This window comes from Paenibacillus sp. FSL H7-0323, from assembly GCF_038002725.1.
Taxonomy (GTDB): Bacteria; Bacillota; Bacilli; order Paenibacillales; family Paenibacillaceae; genus Paenibacillus_AQ; species Paenibacillus_AQ odorifer.
In genome coordinates this window covers 3,481,511-3,501,080 of sequence record NZ_JBBODB010000001.1, presented here as the reverse complement: position 1 = coordinate 3,501,080, position 19,570 = coordinate 3,481,511, and the positions used below count along the sequence as shown (strand labels likewise).

General features: G+C 44.9%; 10 protein-coding genes, 8 tRNA genes and 3 rRNA genes. 19 read left to right on the top strand and 2 right to left on the bottom strand.

Features of this window, described 5'->3' with window-relative positions; genetic code table 11:
* Window positions 1-21: 21 nt before the first annotated feature.
* The 19 genes from thrB to MHH89_RS15905 all read left to right on the top strand — a co-directional run bounded on the left by thrB (window position 22) and on the right by MHH89_RS15905 (window position 17,482).
* Window positions 22-999 (top strand): homoserine kinase, encoded by a 978-nt coding sequence (gene thrB, locus MHH89_RS15995; protein WP_076309137.1) that lies wholly within the window; start codon window positions 22-24, stop codon window positions 997-999.
* Complete coding sequence (pheA, locus tag MHH89_RS15990) at window positions 996-1,883, top strand: prephenate dehydratase (protein ID WP_036685188.1); 888 nt, start codon at window positions 996-998, stop codon at window positions 1,881-1,883. The genes thrB and pheA overlap by 4 nt, the downstream gene beginning before the upstream one ends.
* Before the next feature lie 4 nt (window positions 1,884-1,887).
* Window positions 1,888-2,769 carry a branched-chain-amino-acid transaminase gene (ilvE, locus tag MHH89_RS15985; protein ID WP_036685189.1) on the top strand — a complete coding sequence of 294 codons (882 nt, stop codon included), beginning with the start codon at window positions 1,888-1,890 and terminating at the stop codon, window positions 2,767-2,769.
* A 304-nt stretch (window positions 2,770-3,073) separates the two neighbouring features.
* The gene (locus MHH89_RS15980) at window positions 3,074-4,840 is read left to right on the top strand and encodes a LysM peptidoglycan-binding domain-containing protein (protein ID WP_341087561.1); all 1,767 of its coding nucleotides are present in this window, start codon (window positions 3,074-3,076) and stop codon (window positions 4,838-4,840) included.
* Between the two features lie 453 nt (window positions 4,841-5,293).
* A 16S ribosomal RNA gene (locus tag MHH89_RS15975) occupies window positions 5,294-6,851 on the top strand.
* Between the two features lie 262 nt (window positions 6,852-7,113).
* Window positions 7,114-10,039 (top strand): 23S ribosomal RNA (locus MHH89_RS15970).
* A gap of 214 nt (window positions 10,040-10,253) precedes the next feature.
* Window positions 10,254-10,370: ribosomal RNA gene (gene rrf / locus MHH89_RS15965) — 5S ribosomal RNA — on the top strand.
* The 16S, 23S and 5S rRNA genes sit together here with 8 tRNA genes alongside, the layout of an rRNA operon.
* Window positions 10,371-10,835: 465 nt before the next feature.
* A tRNA-Glu gene (locus tag MHH89_RS15960) sits at window positions 10,836-10,910 on the top strand.
* Between the two features lie 89 nt (window positions 10,911-10,999).
* Window positions 11,000-11,075 (top strand) — tRNA-Val (locus MHH89_RS15955).
* Window positions 11,076-11,164: 89 nt separating this feature from the next.
* Window positions 11,165-11,241 (top strand) — tRNA-Met (locus MHH89_RS15950).
* 25 nt (window positions 11,242-11,266) lie between these two features.
* A tRNA-Asp gene (locus MHH89_RS15945) sits at window positions 11,267-11,344 on the top strand.
* Between the two features lie 14 nt (window positions 11,345-11,358).
* Window positions 11,359-11,431: transfer RNA gene (locus MHH89_RS15940), tRNA-Lys, on the top strand.
* A gap of 36 nt (window positions 11,432-11,467) precedes the next feature.
* Window positions 11,468-11,542, top strand: a tRNA-Gly gene (locus tag MHH89_RS15935).
* Window positions 11,543-11,552: 10 nt separating this feature from the next.
* Window positions 11,553-11,629, top strand: a tRNA-Arg gene (locus MHH89_RS15930).
* A 19-nt stretch (window positions 11,630-11,648) separates the two neighbouring features.
* Window positions 11,649-11,730 (top strand) — tRNA-Leu (locus tag MHH89_RS15925).
* Window positions 11,731-12,076: 346 nt separating this feature from the next.
* Window positions 12,077-14,062 (top strand): AraC family transcriptional regulator, encoded by a 1,986-nt coding sequence (locus MHH89_RS15920; protein ID WP_340011109.1) that lies wholly within the window; start codon window positions 12,077-12,079, stop codon window positions 14,060-14,062.
* Complete coding sequence (locus MHH89_RS15915) at window positions 14,049-15,098, top strand: FecCD family ABC transporter permease (RefSeq protein WP_080742574.1); 1,050 nt, start codon at window positions 14,049-14,051, stop codon at window positions 15,096-15,098. Before MHH89_RS15920 ends, MHH89_RS15915 begins: the two co-directional genes overlap by 14 nt.
* Window positions 15,095-16,102 (top strand): FecCD family ABC transporter permease, encoded by a 1,008-nt coding sequence (locus MHH89_RS15910; RefSeq protein ID WP_076278873.1) that lies wholly within the window; start codon window positions 15,095-15,097, stop codon window positions 16,100-16,102. The genes MHH89_RS15915 and MHH89_RS15910 overlap by 4 nt, the downstream gene beginning before the upstream one ends.
* Before the next feature lie 399 nt (window positions 16,103-16,501).
* Window positions 16,502-17,482, top strand: a complete 981-nt coding sequence (locus MHH89_RS15905) for a WD40/YVTN/BNR-like repeat-containing protein (RefSeq protein WP_341087560.1) — start codon at window positions 16,502-16,504, stop codon at window positions 17,480-17,482.
* Here the strand turns inward: MHH89_RS15905 and MHH89_RS15900 are convergent.
* Window positions 17,429-18,709 carry a sensor histidine kinase gene (locus tag MHH89_RS15900; protein WP_038573017.1) on the bottom strand — a complete coding sequence of 427 codons (1,281 nt, stop codon included), beginning with the start codon at window positions 18,707-18,709 and terminating at the stop codon, window positions 17,429-17,431. The two genes, MHH89_RS15905 and MHH89_RS15900, sit on opposite strands and share 54 nt — an antisense overlap.
* Complete coding sequence (locus tag MHH89_RS15895; protein WP_248549475.1) at window positions 18,702-19,439, bottom strand: LytR/AlgR family response regulator transcription factor; 738 nt, start codon at window positions 19,437-19,439, stop codon at window positions 18,702-18,704. Before MHH89_RS15895 ends, MHH89_RS15900 begins: the two co-directional genes overlap by 8 nt.
* Between the last annotated feature and the right edge of the window lie 131 nt (window positions 19,440-19,570).

Sequence of the window (19,570 nt, the reverse complement as noted above, 5' to 3'; positions counted from 1 at the left end):
AGTAAGGAGATTGTACCTGTTATGAGTATTTACGGAAGAGCTAGGGTTAAAGTGCCTGCTAGTACTGCCAATCTTGGTCCGGGCTTCGATACTCTGGGTATGGCTTTGCCGCTATATGCCTGGATTGAGATGGAGGAAGCAGAGGAGACTGTTTTTCATCTATATGGTGATGAGATGAATGGAGTGGCTCAGGATAAGAGCAATTTACTCTATAAGGTCGCTCAAATGGTATTTGCAGAGGCAGGCGTTACGGTGCCTGAATTATCGATAACCATGTACTCGGAGATTCCGCTTACGCGTGGACTCGGCAGCAGTGCCTCAGCTATTATTGGCGGAATGGCCGCAGCGAACACAATGATTGGCTCTCCGCTGGATAATGCTAAGCTGTTTGATATGGCTACCCAGCTTGAGAAACATCCCGATAATGTGGGTGCCTCCTTGTTTGGCGGCATTATTACTGCCGTGTGGGATGGTGAACATGCGGATTATGTTCGGCTAGAACCACCACAAAATCTTGAGGTGCTGGTGGTTATTCCTGAATTCGAACTGGAAACCACAAAAGCGCGGGGATTGCTTCCAACAGAAATCTCAGTTAGTGATGCTGTGTACAACATTAGCAGAACCTCTCTATTGACGGCTTCGCTGGCATCAGGTCGGCTTGACCTGCTTAGCAGAGCGATGCAGGATCGCCTGCATCAGCCGTATCGTGCACCGCTTATACCGGGCATGGAGAAGCTGCTCGCAGAAGCTCCTGAACACGGTGCTTTAGGGATCGCACTTAGCGGTGCTGGACCGACTCTGCTATGTTTAGTGGATCGCCAAGAGACCCGTAAGAGTGAGCTTGAGGCCTTCTTGAAGAATACGATGCAGGAACATGGCATTTCCGCTCGGACCTGCTGGTTAACACCTTGTGCTTCTGGAGTTACTACAGAGCTGCTTGAAATAAACGAGATGCAAAACGTATCATTTTTGGATATGATAAAAGGAGTACGGTCATGAAATCAATAGCGGTATTGCCGCAGGGCTCGGTATCCCACGAAGCGCTGCTGCATTTGTTTAACGGTGAACCTGTAAAGCTTGTGCATCACAAGTTAATTTCCGATGTATTTCTCTCTACGGCGAATGGTACCACCGATTACAGCGTGATTCCGATTGAAAATACCATTGAAGGCTCAGTTAGTCTTCACATCGATTGGCTCATCAATGAAGTGGATCTGCCAATGCAGACGGAATGGATTTTTCCATCGATACAGAATCTTATCGGTAACCCAAGGGAATTCACAGATACAGACGGCAACAAGGATTTCACCAAGATGGTAAAAATCCTTTCGCACCCCGTAGCAATGGCACAATGTATGCAATTTGTTCGTAAGCATGCCCCTTGGGCTGAACTGGAGTCGGTTGGAAGTACCTCTGAAGCTGTAGAAATCGTCAAAAACAATCCCGGCAAGGGCTGGGCTGCTATCGGTACCGCTCTTGGCGCCGCTACTCATGGGCTGGAGATTGTAGATCGGCAAATTACAGATCACAACAACAATTACACACGGTTTGTCCTGGTTGGTCCACAGAAGATAGATCTTCCGCGGAGCAGCACAGGAGTAAAGACGAGTGTTCTAGTAACGCTGCCAGAGGATTTTCCAGGTGCCTTGCATCAGGTGCTTGCTGCTTTTTCCTGGCGGAAACTGAATTTATCGCGTATTGAATCACGACCAACGAAGAAGAAGCTGGGTACTTATTATTTTTATATTGATGTGCTGGAACCGATAGAATCTGTTCTGCTGCCAGGGGCTATTGAAGAAATTAGTGCTTTAGGTTGTCAGGTAAGGATTCTGGGCTCGTATCCCACATACACCTATGAGGAAGAGAAAGCGGAGGTGCAGTAAATTCATGGCTGAGCAATGGATCTATTTGGATGGACAACACGTAACGAAGGAAAATGCAAAGGTATCCGTTTTTGATCACGGTTTTTTGTATGGAGACGGTATTTTTGAAGGTATCCGTATCTATAACGGCAATATTTTTAAATGTAAAGAGCATTTGGACAGACTGTATGATTCGGCAAAATCGATCATGCTGGACATTCCGCTAACGTATGATGAGATGCTGGAGGCTATGGCTGAAACGATTCGTCTAAATGACATGCGGAACGGTTATATTCGACTGATCGTCTCCCGGGGACCAGGGAACTTAGGTCTTGATCCACGCCGTTGTCCAAAAGCTAGTGTAATTATTATCGTTGAACAACTGGCTATTTACCCAGAACAAGCGTATTTGAACGGACTTCGTGCAGTTTCTGTGTCCCAACGCCGTAATATTCCGGATGCACTCAATCCAAAGATCAAATCGCTTAATTACCTAAACAATATCCTAGTAAAAATCCAATCCAACTTGGCAGAAGCCGACGAAGCCATCATGATGAACGCTCAAGGTTATGTTACTGAGGGATCGGGCGATAACATTTTCATCATCAAAAATGGTGTAGTTTTCACTCCTCCATGTTACTTGGGAGCCCTTGAAGGAATTACCCGTCTGGCGATCATTGAGCTCTGTGAGAAATTAGGTATTAAACTGAAAGAAGAACCGTTCACAATGCATGATGTTTATATAGCGGACGAGGTGTTCTTCACTGGCACAGCTGCTGAAGTTATTGCTGCACGTGAAATTGACGGCCGGATCATTGGTGAAGGACAAGCGGGTCCAATCACTTTGAAGCTGCTCGAAGAGTTCCGTAATGTGGTTGATAAAGATGGCTATAAGGTTTGGGAATAAAGACTAATTATACAACGTAAATAGCATTGAATACGCATCAGAAGTCCTTTTATGCATACATGCAGAAGAAAACGGGAGTCTCCGGTTAATCTTTTCATGGATCATGAAAGGATTTTTTTTATTTCGGGGATGTCATTCGCCCATGGGCTGCATAAGATGTAGTAACGAAGGAGGCGGCTGTACCGCATATAACTTTGTAAGAGAGCAATGTTCCATGAAAAGGGTGTTTGCTTTCGAAGTCAGTTTTGCTGTGTAGCTGTAAAGAAAGCAATACTCCACAAAACTTTTAGGAGGTTAATGCTACGTGAAAATACACATTGTCAAACAAGGCGATAGTTTGTATGCATTATCGCAAAAGTACGGAGTGCCGTTACAAAAAATTATTGAAGCAAACCCGCAGATCAGTAATCCGAATGTGTTAGCGGTTGGAGACAAAGTAAAAATACCTACGGCCCCTGTATCCGTACCGGAGAACAGTGAAGTTTACTACAAGCACACCGTTAAACAAGGAGATACCTTGTGGAAATTATCTAAAGCCTGGGGAATTCCTTTGAAGGATATGGTTGAGGCCAATCCCCAACTAAAGAATCCAAATGTACTTATGTTAGGGGAAGTAGTTAATATTCCTAAAAAAGTATCCAATACCTCACCGACACAGCCTGGGTATACACCGTCTAACGCGTCAGAGAAAACGCAGGTGGGTGGCAAGGAATATACAGGTCCCAAAGAACAGCCTGCTGCTGAAGTAGTGCCTGCACCTAAACCAGAAACTAAACCAGAAGTAAAACCAGAGACCAAGCCAGAAGCTAAACCTGCACCTAAACCAGTGACAAATATCTCACCTGAATCCAATTCTGCACCACACCCATCGCTAAACATCGCCCCTATTAATACACAAAATATTGCACCCAATCCTGCGCCTAATATGCAAATGGAAGTTGCTCCAGTGCAAGAAATTGAAATGCAGAGTTTATTTGTTCAGATTACGGTTCCAAATCAAGAACCGATTGCTCAACAAGAAGCACCTAAAGCTGAGAAGAAAGCAGACAATGATTGCACATGGGATAATTCCAACGGATACCCGGGCCTGGGAGGAAATCCTTATCTCTATGATTCATATCAAAATAGCCCTAATATGAACATGAACTGGGCACCAAGTTATGTTCAGCCAATGGCTTATGCACCAGAATGTATTTCACCATGTTATTTTTCGGGCAATATGTATTCTAATATGAGTCCAGAACAGTGGAATCCAAATGCCGCGCCAAACATAAGCCCGGAACAGTGGAATCCAAATGCCGCGCCAAACATAAGCCCGGAACAGTGGAATCCAAATGCAGCGCCAAACATAAGCCCAGAACAATGGAATCCCAATGCAGCGCCTAACGTGAGCCCAGAACAATGGAATCCCAATGCAGCGCCTAACGTGAGCCCAGAACAATGGAATCCCAATGCTGCCCCTAATATGAGTCCAGGACAGTGGAATCCGATGGAGGCTAATGTTGCTGGCATGAATGTTGGCGGGGATTTCTCCCCGTATGCTGTTCCTCAATATGGAGGACAGACGCCGAACCTTCCTTGGCCAACTTGTGGGTGCGGAGGCGTGCATATTCAACCAGTGCAAACTTATTCATATGACATGCCTGTATATAACACCTATCCTGAATATGGGAATCCAAACGCTTTTTCCGCATATGGAGCAGGAATGCCTAATCAGGGAATGGTACCTACTTCTACGCTTGGAGCATTTGGTGGACCGGATAACTCTAATATTCCATCCAATCCGCAGTATCCAGGGATAGGTAATTATTCGCAGCATAATCGGGTGCCGGAAATTCAAGAACCTGAAGCGTTCGTGCAGGAATCTCCTGAAGCGGCTAGAACAGAGACTGATGAGTCAACTTCTAACGCTTCTCTCAAGAATAAGGGGAGTGTAGCAAAGGAAACAGCAACAGGCAAAAAAGCAAAGACCTCAGGTCAACCTAGTAGCAAGAAAAGCAAAACTGCTACGAAATCTCAAGGTTCAGCAGCGAGTACTAAAAAACGTAGAAATCCTTGGATTTCAAACTAATAAATTTATATATTAAGCCGTTGTTTGACTTACGTGTAGATTCTGTATCCTTAGAATCTACACGTTTTTTTATAGGTAAATAGGGATAAAAGATGTTAAATAAAGTGGGGCAAAAGCACTTATTTATAAAATATAAATTTTTAAGTGTTGTTTTTATATAGGGATATATGGTACATTATAAATCCAGTCGCAAAGAGGAACTATAAAGCTTTCGGTTGGTGAATGTTAATCTGAATTAGATTGCAAAGAACTTTGAAAAAAAGAGTTGCAATAAATCAGAAAGCATGATATATTATAAGAGTTGCTGCTGAGACATTAAACGGCGCCAACGAGAACTTGATCTTTGAAAACTGAACAACGAGTGAGTAGGAAATCACGTAAGTGAAATCCAAAATTAGAGAATTAATTTTCTCGTCAGATGTTTCAAAATGAGCATATCGCTCTTTTCAATACTAATTGGAGAGTTTGATCCTGGCTCAGGACGAACGCTGGCGGCGTGCCTAATACATGCAAGTCGAGCGGAGTTACTTTGAAAGCTTGCTTTCAAAGTAACTTAGCGGCGGACGGGTGAGTAACACGTAGGCAACCTGCCCTTCAGACTGGGATAACTACCGGAAACGGTAGCTAATACCGGATAATTTCTTTTTTCTCCTGAGAGAAGAATGAAAGACGGAGCAATCTGTCACTGAGGGATGGGCCTGCGGCGCATTAGCTAGTTGGTGGGGTAACGGCCCACCAAGGCGACGATGCGTAGCCGACCTGAGAGGGTGAACGGCCACACTGGGACTGAGACACGGCCCAGACTCCTACGGGAGGCAGCAGTAGGGAATCTTCCGCAATGGGCGAAAGCCTGACGGAGCAACGCCGCGTGAGTGATGAAGGTTTTCGGATCGTAAAGCTCTGTTGCCAGGGAAGAACGTCCGGTAGAGTAACTGCTACCGGAGTGACGGTACCTGAGAAGAAAGCCCCGGCTAACTACGTGCCAGCAGCCGCGGTAATACGTAGGGGGCAAGCGTTGTCCGGAATTATTGGGCGTAAAGCGCGCGCAGGCGGCTATTTAAGTCTGGTGTTTAAACCTTGGGCTCAACCTGAGGTCGCACTGGAAACTGGGTGGCTTGAGTACAGAAGAGGAAAGTGGAATTCCACGTGTAGCGGTGAAATGCGTAGATATGTGGAGGAACACCAGTGGCGAAGGCGACTTTCTGGGCTGTAACTGACGCTGAGGCGCGAAAGCGTGGGGAGCAAACAGGATTAGATACCCTGGTAGTCCACGCCGTAAACGATGAGTGCTAGGTGTTAGGGGTTTCGATACCCTTGGTGCCGAAGTTAACACAGTAAGCACTCCGCCTGGGGAGTACGGTCGCAAGACTGAAACTCAAAGGAATTGACGGGGACCCGCACAAGCAGTGGAGTATGTGGTTTAATTCGAAGCAACGCGAAGAACCTTACCAGGTCTTGACATCCCTCTGAATCTGCTAGAGATAGCAGCGGCCTTCGGGACAGAGGAGACAGGTGGTGCATGGTTGTCGTCAGCTCGTGTCGTGAGATGTTGGGTTAAGTCCCGCAACGAGCGCAACCCTTAACTTTAGTTGCCAGCAAGTAATGTTGGGCACTCTAGAGTGACTGCCGGTGACAAACCGGAGGAAGGTGGGGATGACGTCAAATCATCATGCCCCTTATGACCTGGGCTACACACGTACTACAATGGCCGGTACAACGGGAAGCGAAGCCGCGAGGTGGAGCCAATCCCATCAAAGCCGGTCTCAGTTCGGATTGCAGGCTGCAACTCGCCTGCATGAAGTCGGAATTGCTAGTAATCGCGGATCAGCATGCCGCGGTGAATACGTTCCCGGGTCTTGTACACACCGCCCGTCACACCACGAGAGTTTACAACACCCGAAGTCGGTGGGGTAACCCGCAAGGGAGCCAGCCGCCGAAGGTGGGGTAGATGATTGGGGTGAAGTCGTAACAAGGTAGCCGTATCGGAAGGTGCGGCTGGATCACCTCCTTTCTATGGAGAATCGTTCTCTGCAATGAGGACATTCAAATCGGAAGCTCAGCTTCCAAAACTCAGGTTTAGGCCTGTTACTCACTCGTTGCTCAGTTTTGAGAGTTTAAGCTCTCAAGTAAGACTTGATCCTTGAAAACTGGATACCGAAACGAATTTGCGTTTTAGAACATCTTTTAGCAAATTGTGTAAACAAGTAAATGTTATTAGTGAGATGATTCCAAAGAGAATGTCATCGTATGATATTTTCCTGCGGAAGAATCAAGGTTAAGCTAATAAGAGCACACGGAGGATGCCTAGGCGCCAGGAGCCGACGAAGGACGTGGCGAACAACGAAACTGCCTCGGGGAGCTGTAAGCAAGCTTTGATCCGGGGGTGTCCGAATGGGGAAACCCAGCTGTGGTAATTCGCAGTTACTCATTTCTGAATACATAGGAAATGTAGAGGCAGACCAGGGGAACTGAAACATCTAAGTACCCTGAGGAAGAGAAAACAATAGTGATTCCGTCAGTAGCGGCGAGCGAACGCGGAACAGCCTAAACCTAAGAGCTTGCTCTTAGGGGTTGTGGGACGTCTCACATGGAGTTACAAAGGAATATGGTAGGTGAAGAGGTCTGGAAAGGCCCGCGATAGAGGTAAAAGCCCTGTAACCTAAACTGTATTCTCTCCGAGACGGATCCCGAGTAGTGCGGGGCACGTGAAACCCCGTATGAATCCAGCAGGACCATCTGCTAAGGCTAAATACTACCTGGCGACCGATAGTGAAACAGTACCGTGAGGGAAAGGTGAAAAGCACCCCGGAAGGGGAGTGAAATAGAACCTGAAACCGTGTGCTTACAAAAAGTCAGAGCCCTATTAATGGGTGATGGCGTGCCTTTTGTAGAATGAACCGGCGAGTTACGTTTAACATGCAAGGTTAAGCCGAGAAGGTGGAGCCGCAGCGAAAGCGAGTCTGAATAGGGCGAATTAGTATGTGGACGTAGACCCGAAACCGTGTGATCTACCCCTGTCCAGGGTGAAGGTGCGGTAACACGCACTGGAGGCCCGAACCCACGTACGTTGAAAAGTGCGGGGATGAGGTGGGGGTAGCGGAGAAATTCCAATCGAACTCGGAGATAGCTGGTTCTCCCCGAAATAGCTTTAGGGCTAGCCTCGGTATAAGAGTAGTGGAGGTAGAGCACTGATTGGGTGCGGGGTCCGCAAGGATTACCAAGCTCAGTCAAACTCCGAATGCCATATACTTATTGCCGGGAGTCAGACAGTGAGTGCTAAGATCCATTGTCAAAAGGGAAACAGCCCAGACCATCAGCTAAGGTCCCCAAGTGTGTGTTAAGTGGGAAAGGATGTGGAGTTGCACAGACAACCAGGATGTTGGCTTAGAAGCAGCCACCATTGAAAGAGTGCGTAATAGCTCACTGGTCGAGTGACTCTGCGCCGAAAATGTAACGGGGCTAAACACACCACCGAAGCTATGGCTAGATACTATGTATCTGGGGTAGGGGAGCGTTGTGTAGGGGTTGAAGGTGTACTGAAAAGAGCGCTGGACACTACACAAGTGAGAATGCCGGTATGAGTAACGAAAAGATCAGTGAGAATCTGATCCGCCGAAAGCCCAAGGTTTCCTGAGGAAGGCTCGTCCGCTCAGGGTAAGTCGGGACCTAAGGCGAGGCCGAAAGGCGTAGTCGAAGGACAACAGTTTGAAATTACTGTACCACCGTAATCCGCTATGAGCGATGGGGTGACGCAGGAGGGTAGTGACGCGGACTGATGGATGTCCGTCTAAGCAGTGAGGCTGATGTGTAGGCAAATCCGCACATCATTAAGGCTGGGCTGTGATGGGGAGCGAAAATTGTAGTAGCGAAGGTCATGATCTCACACTGCCAAGAAAAGCCTCTAGCCAGGAGAAGGTGCCCGTACCGCAAACCGACACAGGTAGGCGAGAAGAGAATTCTAAGGCGCGCGGAAGAACTCTCGTTAAGGAACTCGGCAAAATGACCCCGTAACTTCGGGAGAAGGGGTGCCCCGGTAGTGTGAATAGCACGAGGGGGCCGCAGTGAAAAGGCCCAAGCGACTGTTTAGCAAAAACACAGGTCTGTGCGAAGCCGCAAGGCGAAGTATACGGGCTGACGCCTGCCCGGTGCTGGAAGGTTAAGGGGAGTGGTTAGGGGTAACCCGAAGCTATGAACCGAAGCCCCAGTAAACGGCGGCCGTAACTATAACGGTCCTAAGGTAGCGAAATTCCTTGTCAGGTAAATTCTGACCCGCACGAATGGCGTAACGACTTGGGCGCTGTCTCAACGAGAGATCCGGTGAAATTTTAATACCTGTGAAGATGCAGGTTACCCGCGACAAGACGGAAAGACCCCATGGAGCTTTACTGCAGCTTGATATTGAATTTGGGTACGATCTGTACAGGATAGGTGGGAGCCGTAGAAATCGGAGCGCAAGCTTCGGTGGAGGCGCCGTTGGGATACCACCCTGATCGTATCTAGGTTCTAACCTAGTACCCTTACCGGGTACGGGGACCGTGTCAGGCGGGCAGTTTGACTGGGGCGGTCGCCTCCTAAAGAGTAACGGAGGCGTTCCAAGGTTCCCTCAGAATGGTTGGAAATCATTCGCAGAGTGCAAAGGCATAAGGGAGCTTGACTGCGAGACCTACAAGTCGAGCAGGGACGAAAGTCGGACTTAGTGATCCGGTGGTACCGCATGGAAGGGCCATCGCTCAACGGATAAAAGCTACCCTGGGGATAACAGGCTTATCTCCCCCAAGAGTCCACATCGACGGGGAGGTTTGGCACCTCGATGTCGGCTCATCGCATCCTGGGGCTGAAGTAGGTCCCAAGGGTTGGGCTGTTCGCCCATTAAAGCGGTACGCGAGCTGGGTTCAGAACGTCGTGAGACAGTTCGGTCCCTATCTGTCGTGGGCGCAGGAAATTTGAGAGGAGCTGTCCTTAGTACGAGAGGACCGGGATGGACGTACCGCTGGTGCACCAGTTGTTCCGCCAGGAGCATGGCTGGGTAGCTACGTACGGACGGGATAAGCGCTGAAAGCATCTAAGCGTGAAGCCCCCCTCAAGATGAGATTTCCCAATTAGTAAGACCCCTTGAAGACGACGAGGTAGATAGGTTGGAGGTGGAAGTGCAGCAATGCATGGAGCTGACCAATACTAATCGGTCGAGGGCTTATCCTAAAAATACCCCAAAAAGTGAAGAAGAAGCTGCGAAGCTAATTCCGAATACTTTCCGGGGGCCCCGTAAGAAGGGCAAACGCAGATTCGTTTCGGATTCAGTTTTCAGGAATCAAGCTCAGATTTATATAGTCCAAGTGACTGTATGATGATGAATTTGTTTTCAGCATTTGGCGATGCTGAGACCTGAATAATGCATTTGTACCGCAAATGCCCGTTTGGTGGCGATAGCGGAGGGGTTCCACGCGTACCCATCCCGAACACGACCGTTAAGCCCTCCAGCGCCGATGGTACTTGGACCGAAGGGTCCTGGGAGAGTAGGACGTTGCCAAGCACGCAAGACCACTGTTGAGTAATCGACAGTGGTCTTTTTGTTGTACGATGTTTAGCAGTTTATTATAAGGATAGGCAATCACTGTGAAGTGGTTTTTGAATGAAAATTAGTTCATGGAGGCAAATGATCATGATTATATGGATCAATGGTGCTTTATCATTTTAGTTTGTGTGCCTCCCGAGAGACCTTGCTTAAGAGATTAAGCGTTAGAGTGAAGGAAAAGACTCTTGGGCTGCTCAGCAGATCGACAGGTGCATCAGAGGGCTTGATCACGAGGTATTTAAGCAGCATCTAGACACGAATGATAGAACTATAGGTGAAATCGTTGAGATAATATCTCAAAAGCTTCATATCAATCTATTACCTAGGGAAGAGTAAAAAGAAAAATAATTAGTTTAGGTATTGCTATACTTAATAATACATGATATAATCTTTTTTGTTGTCAAAACAATTTGTTTTTAAAACGGCCCGTTGGTCAAGGGGTTAAGACACCTCCCTTTCACGGAGGTAACATGGGTTCGAATCCCATACGGGTCACCACTTCTTCTTGAAACAGCATCAGACTTCTAGAAAAAATGGTTGCATTACAGATTTGATTATGTTATGATAATTAAGTTGCTTCTTTACATGGAGGCTTAGCTCAGCTGGGAGAGCATCTGCCTTACAAGCAGAGGGTCGGGGGTTCGATCCCCTCAGCCTCCACCATAACACATCCCCAAAAGTGAAGTTAATGCTTCACTAAGGATTCCGGATACTTTCCGAGGAATCCAAGGGAATTAATACTTTTTTACTGACGCGGGGTGGAGCAGCCCGGTAGCTCGTCGGGCTCATAACCCGAAGGTCGCAGGTTCAAATCCTGCCCCCGCAACCAATTTTCATTAAGCAATTATTCTTCTGGAACCGTGGTGTAGTTGGCCTAACATGCCTGCCTGTCACGCAGGAGACCGCGGGTTCGAATCCCGTCGGTTCCGCCATTTTCTTGCTTTATGAGCCATTAGCTCAGTTGGTAGAGCACCTGACTTTTAATCAGGGTGTCGAAGGTTCGAGTCCTTCATGGCTCACTTCTTTAGTGAGTCGGACATCAATACATACCGTGTGCGGACGTGGCTCAGCGGTAGAGCATCGCCTTGCCAAGGCGAGGGTCGCGGGTTCGATTCCCGTCGTCCGCTCCATATAAATTTTGCGCCCTTAGCTCAGCTGGATAGAGCGTTTGACTACGAATCAAAAGGCCGGGAGTTCGAATCTCTCAGGGCGCGCCATATTTTAACTTAATACTTTGCCGGTGTGGCGGAATGGCAGACGCGCTCGACTCAAAATCGAGAGGGAAACCGTGGAGGTTCGAGTCCTCTCACCGGTACCAACTAAATCAACTCAAAGTTCATTAGATACTATATCTGATGAACTTTTTTGTTTGTTTTTTTACAATTCCGTTCATGCCTGTGCCGGAAAACTTTTGATACATCCTTCAAGTATGAATAAGAAATTGGACTTAGTTGTACCCAGAAAGATTAATGTAAGAGGATATGTGAATGAGATAGAGGCATTCCTGAGGAAGCTCCACTTCGAAAGCTATAAGCAATCATGATACTAAACAGCGATTGACAAAATAGAGGAACTACCTAATACTAATTGATAATCATTATCATTTATTGTGAAATATAATTAATTCAAATAGATTGTGGAGCAGATCGGAGTGTATTGCAAAGATGAGGCTGGAAGATCATATTTTCGCATGGAATTATGCCGCTGTTAAAGTACTTGATATTCGACATGCTGTGATGAAGCCTGGGGACAAGCTGCAAGGCTATGTATTACCAGCATGTGGATTTATCTACTGTGTGCGGGGTACGGCCAGCTTGAATCTCAACGGCATAGATTACGAGGCAGACCGTCACTTTATTGTACATGGTGGTAAGGGTATGAGACTAAGTATAGAGACAGGGAAGTTGTTTGAGTACTATTTATTATTCTATAGAGCCTCCTTGCCAGGAAGAAAGGATTTAGCAAGACTTTTAGAACGCAGCAATCCATTTCGGATGCAGTATAGCTTCGAGTCTTTGGAGCCATTACCACTGCACTATCAACTAATGGCAATGGAACAACTTTGGGCACAAGGAAGCCAATTGGAAAGAATTCAAGTTAAAGGCTTGTTCTATCAGTTTATACATGAATTATTAAAGCAGTTCACAAAGGATGGAATTAACCTCAGGCAACCGGATGTCATTGGGCAGGTTGTCCGTTATATTGAGGAGCATTATCGTCATAATTTATCACTAGAATCTATAGCGGAGCAATTTAATTATAGCCCTCGTCATTTATCAACCCGCTTTAAAGGGGAGACAGGGTTTAGCTTGATTGAATATTTGATACGATTCCGGCTTAAACATGCAGAAGAGCTATTACGATGTACCGATGCTCCACTTCGCGATATTGCAGAAGAAGTTGGATATAACGATGTATATTACTTCAGTCGCATGTTCAGTAAATACAATGGTCAATCTCCCATCCGGTTCCGCAAGGAAAGCAGGCAGGTGAGCTCATCGGACAATCGTCCATTTACCACCGCCAAATTCTCCATTGGCGAGCACATATCCTCCCGATATAATGTTATTGAGTATGATAATCATTATCATTACTATTACCATAATGAAATAACCGGAGGGTCTTCACCTATGAGATTAACAAAGACGTCAAGTTTTATTGTAGCGATGCTGCTTAGCTTTACCTTGCTATTAAGTGCATGTGGATCTGCAAGTGTTGGTTCTAATGCCACAAATTCTAATGGATCCAAAGCTTCTGAAGTTACATCATCACCAGCAAATAATTCAACTCCAGCTGACAATGCCAATAAGGAGGCTCAGACAAGAACTATCTCTACAATAAAGGGAGATATTGTTGTTCCAGCTAATCCAAAGAGGGTTGTCGTGTTATACCTTCAAGGGGATCTTGTGGCCCTCGGCATTAAGCCAGTAGGGACTTCGAGTGTCTTTGAAGGAGCGGCCTTTGCAGAAGAGCTTGGGGGGATTGAAGATCTAGGTTCATGGTATGAGCCTAATCCAGAGGCTATTATGGCAGTAAAGCCGGACTTGATCATAGCTGCTTCTGAAGAAACTTACGAAATCCTTAAGGATATTGCACCGACCGTTCCAATCCCTTATGAAAAAATGGCGACGGATGAACGTGTAATGAAGATTGGCGAGGTATTTGGCAAGGAGCAGGAGGCACAAGCTCTATTAGATAATTTCCACGAGAAGTTGGAGAAGAGCAAGCAGCAGCTTGATGAACTTGGAATTTTGGATAAGACAGTAACCATTATCGAAGGCGGCAAAAAAGAGATGGCGGTGATCGATAGCAAGCTTTATGGAAGGGGCTCTCAGATCATTTATGAATATTTAGGGCTAAAAGCACCAGAGATTCTTCAGAAAAAGATTGATGGCAGAGAGAAGGCTACTGGAGGGTTTGTTTCCTTAGAGGTGTTACCTGAGTATATAGGAGACTTCGTGTTCCGCTCTGTATGGGATGGGGCTGATGATTTGTCAGACAATCCAATTTGGAACAGCATTCCAGCAATTAAAGAAGGTAGATTGATCGAAATTGGGTTTGATTTTTCATATTATTCCGATATCTACTCTCTTGATAAGCAGCTAGATTTTGTAGTTGAGAAGCTAGTGTCAGCGTATGAAAAAAAATAGAAAGCTAGATGATAGAACAACCGTTATCCCTGATTTAAGAGGGAAATCGTATTTCGGTCTGTTTCTACTCCTAGGGATACTGCTGCTGCTGCTTTCAGTAGCAGCTTCTATCTCATTTGGCTCTGCTTCCATGAGCCTGAAAATGGCATGGACAGCGATTTTTAATTTTGATCCTGAACTGACCGAGCATCAGATTATTCATGCCCTTCGTATTCCGCGTACAGCAGCTGATATTATTGCAGGTATGTGTCTCGCGGTAGCAGGAGCGGTTATGCAGGGCTATACGCGAAATCCCTTAGCAGATTCCGGATTAATGGGAGTAAATGCAGGAGCAGCTCTTGCAATGGCCGTTACACTGGTTTTTCTTCCAGGACAACTGCAGACAACAACCTTGCTGGTTAGCTTTATTGGCGCAGGACTTGGAGCAGGATTAACGTATCTTGCCGCTTCATTGAATCGTTCAGGAATGACACCTCAACGACTGGTGCTAGCTGGAATATCAATTACAATGCTATTTGGAGCTGTGGGGTCATTTATCTCATTAAACTATGGAATTGGTCGTGCCCTTGCTTATTGGACTTCGGGTAGTGTGGCTGGAGCAACATGGGTGGAAATTAGGCTAGTTATACCTTGGTTCTTAGGTGGACTGGCTTTGTCACTATTCATTGCACGCTCTATCACTGTTTTAAACTTGGGGGAAGAGATTGCGAAAGGCTTCGGGCAACGGATCGTTCTCGTTAAGATGATAGCTACGCTTGCGGTCCTTTTACTAGCGGGTGTAGCTGTTGCACTTGTAGGGCCAATCGGCTTTGTAGGGTTGATTATTCCGCATATTATGCGTTTTTTTGTAGGTGTAGATTATCGTTATATTATTCCGGCATCAGCCATTTACGGCGGCGCACTTATGGTTGTAGCGGATATCGCAGGAAGGCTGATTAATCGTCCGGCAGAGACAGCACTGGGCATTATTTTTGCAATGATTGGTGTTCCTTTCTTCTTGCTAATTGCGAGCAAAGAGAGGAGAGCCTTCAAATGAAAGTTGTTAAATCGCATAAGGCTACAATATGGATTCTATCTCTTTTAATACTGCTTATTGCAGGAGCTATTCTTAGTCTTAATATGGGAAAGGTGTCCCTCAATCCACTTGAAGTATTTCAAGTATTGCTTGGACAAGGTCCAGAGGAGCATAATCTCGTTGTTTATAAGTTTCGTCTTCCTCGGATCGTATTAGCGATACTTGTTGGATTTGGGATGGCACTGGCAGGTGCAGTTATGCAGGCTTTGCTGCGCAATGATCTGGCTGATCCCGGCATGCTTGGTATTAGCTCAGGTTCAGGTCTTATGGTGTTGCTGATTATCTCAACGGTAAGCATTCAAGGCGCCGCTATAACATTATTACTGCCGTCTATGGCATTCTTAGGTGGTCTGCTGGCAGCAGCTCTGATCTATGTTCTAGCCTATAGAAAACGTCGTATGATTTCTTCTACACGACTTGTCTTGACTGGTGTTGCGATCAATATGGGGTTTAGTGCGCTATCGCTATTCCTGACTTTAAAGCTTGATGACCAGAAGTATGAGTTTGCGCAGCGTTGGCAAGCAGGATATTTATGGGGTGACAAGTGGTCTTATATCAGCTTGTTGGCACCTTGGGTATTGCTGCTATTCGCATATATTCTTTCTAATTTCAGGACATTGAACGTCTTGGTGCTAGGCAACGAAATTTCGATAGGATTAGGAGTCGCTGTAAAGAAGAAATTTTTGCGCTTGGCGATTGCGGCTGTAGGCATAGCTTCTGGCTGTGTAGCGCTCGGGGGCTCGATCTTCTTTATTGGATTGATTAGTCCGCATGTGGCTCGCAAGCTGGTAGGTCACGACTACAAAGTGCTTCTACCTACTTCAGCGCTTATTGGTGCGCTATTGCTGCTTGTAGCGGATACGATTGCTCGAACGGTCAGCTTTAAGTCAGATATTCCCGCAGGAATTATTGTAACAATGCTGAGTGTGCCTTATTTTCTATATCTATTAATGCGTTCAAAATAAATATCGATAGGTTCGAGCCTCTCACCGTATACTAAAAAGGTCTATAAGATTGCTTAATAAGCGATTTTATAGACCTTTTTCATTTTCAGAGCTTATTGAATTTCTAATAGGAGCATTAGATTTTCCTCTACTACTACTTCTGAATTACCCTATTTCCAAAGTTCTAGTATATACCGTTAGCTTCGCATTCGATGATATAGAGAAACAGAAGGACAGATCACTTGCATTTCATTTACACAGTTGTATAATAGCAACGGTTACCAACTGTCTGATCAGTCGATTGATTCATCAATAATGAAATTAAGAAGCTACCTGATGCAGATTTAGAAATATCTGATCTCTATGGTTAAGCAAAAACTATTCGCAAAATGGAAATATTAGATATGGAGGGGAATTTCCATGAAAGAGCGGTTTATATCTATTCTTAATACGAAGAAAAAACGAAACGGCATCACTCTATTTTATACCGTCCTGCTCTTGATCGGGGTAATCAGCGTGTTGGCGGCGTGCACTAATATAAAAGGCAGCGAATTCATCAAACCCGGCACGATTTATTCCATTGGCTTTGAGGGGGAGCAAGTTGTTGTTAATGATGCTGGCAACTCGTACTCCATAGATGCAGAGGGGAACGTTTCTGTTTTATATCGGAATGGAGCTGTTAAAGCAAATGTGCCATTAAAATTGGATACGACCGGAGGGGTTCTGGGAATGGGGCAAGAGAACACCGGTTATTTTATATCCGAGGATAAAACAGCTATTGTTTATGGTTTTGCAGATGGAAAATCATTGCCGCTGCATGTTTTAATCAGTAATGATAAGGGACAGACATGGAATGACTATCCTATTCCTGGAGCAATGGGATATGAAACAAAATTTATCGGTTTCACGAATAAAAATGATGGTTGGCTGGTCAGTGGTGCTTCACAAGGAGTTGGGAGTGCGCTGAATTACGTATATCAAACCTCTGACGGAGGTAAGACGTGGAAAGAGATAGGCAATCCAAATGATATTTATTCGGAACATTTGACCGGCGTGGGATTTTCTAGTTCGGATATCGGGTTTTTAGGGTACAGATATTATATGGATGAGAGTCCTGTAATTTATTGGACCAAAGATCAGGGGCAAACTTGGGAAAGGCTTGCTGTATCGCTTCCAGAAAAGTTTGATAAATATAAAAAAAATCCCCTTTCTCCTATCTTTAATAGAAAGGAAGGACTGTTCCCTATCTCGTTAATTGATCAAGATACCGGTGTGGCAGGAACTATATATCTTACCAGTAAAGATGAAGGAATCACTTGGGTTTATGATGAAGCTTATGATAAGCTTCTAAATCCTTTTTTTACAGGGGACCATAAAAAGAACAATTTCGACTTGAAATAGATTATTGTTATATGAAATATCTACTAAACCATTACTATCCTCTACGACCTTCTGGATACTTTTCAAGCCTATACCATGACCGGATTTATTAGTTTTTGTGGAGCAGATGTCGCCAAAACGATTCGTATGAATTTCATTCACATAAGGATTCTGAATCCGGATGAACAAGCTTTCATTAAGATAATGCATATGTATGGTTATATAGCACTCTTCATTTCTTTTATCGCAACAAGCTTCAATGGCATTGTCCAGTGCATTTCCTAAAATCACACTGATAACTGTGGTGTCGAGCGTCAGCTGTGCAGGGATGTTCAAGTCTAACTTGAAGGGGATCTGATGCTTCTCAGCGACCTGCTGCTTGTAGTTGATAATGGAATCAATAATCGTATTCCCGCTATTGCTGACGCCTATTGGATTGTCTATTTGCCCCAGTAAGTTGTCCAACTCATTTAGATTGGCAGCTTCACCGGATTGTACCTTTGCGCGTAAACCTATGAGAATATTTTTAATATCATGCTGGAACTTAAAAGATTCTTCCTGTACTTCTTTTGTCAAAAGATATTGATTTACATAGTAAGCATTTTGTTGCTCAAGTAAATAACTTTGGTTCTGCGCAGATTGGATAACTAACATACGGTCACATAAGATAAATATCAATAAATTTATAATGAGTAGTCCTGTGGATAGGATTGGAACAAGGGTAGGGAAGGACTGCATATAAAGGCTGGATGCGAAGCTGTAGATCCCTAGTGTGCTTATAGAAGGGCAAATAAATAATAGAACCCAATACCATTTAGATAACCCGCCATTTCCAAAGGCTTTAGCTACGCGCACGGATACAAAAGCTAATATAAACATCAGCAGCTTGGAAAGAAACTGGTTCAGAATATATCCCTTTGTCGAGTAAAATAGGGGCAGTGATAACTCACTAAGCGTAATAAGCGCAACCAGAAAAAGAGCGGCAACGATCCGCCATTTGATATTTCCATTGTAAAAAAAAGATAAGAGAGCAATCAGGCCAATATTGAGTGTGAGTAGGATTGAGCCTGGCAGTGAGCTATAGTGCAGAAAGACAATACAGAGGAAATATAGAGAGTACACGATAACAAGATTGGCTTTGGTGGTAAGTCGGCTAACGAAACAATGGCTGTAGAAGTAATGAATGATGATAGGTAAAAGTGGAAGCGTTACTAGATAGAATAACTCCTCCAGAAAGATATTATCCAACAAGACTCCCCCTGAATTTCAGATATTTTTTCTTAAAATCGGCACTGTATTTTGCACTAATGGGTAAGGCTTCGCCATTAAGGAGAATTACTCCCTGGTTACTGATTTCTTTAATAAAGTAAAAGTTAACGATGTAGGATTGATGGATTCGGACAAAATCGCTCACAGGAAGCTTCTGCTCTTCCTCGTTTAGTGTACTGTAGTAGTCGAGTTGATCCTTGCAGGAATAAAGAATAATTCTCCGCCGGTTGCTTTCCAGATAGATGATATTTCGATAGGGGATTAGAATTTCTTTTCCTTTTTGCTGTAGTGATAAGAAGTTTTTTTTGCCTTGCTGCAGCTTGCGAATTACTTTTTCAATCGTAGAAATCAGTTTTTGCTTAAATATCTCTGAATCGATAGGTTTCTTGATAAATCCCGAGGGCTGAACATCGAAGAGTTGCAGATGATATTCATCATGACTAGAGACATAGATAAGCTGCACTAGATCATTTTCATCATTTCCCCGCAGTACATACCCAGCTTTTATTCCATCCATATCCGCCATTTCAATGTCCATAAAAATAATATCAAACGCGCAGGCCTCTTGAATGGCCTTAGTGAAGCTTTCTCCGGAATAAAAGATCGACACCTCTATTTTCCTTGTGAAATTCCTTTGAGTCTCCAGAATAAGTCTCTCTATTAATTCAGTAGTGGGAAAGTCATCATCACAGACAGCAATACGTATCACTTTATCATTCCTTTCGACAAGAATTGTCCAAAATATCCGTGAATTTGTCGACCATATAAGTCACATTATACAAATCCTTCTTAATAATTACATTAACTAACTTGATTGTTACAGTTTGAATGTAGTGTCCA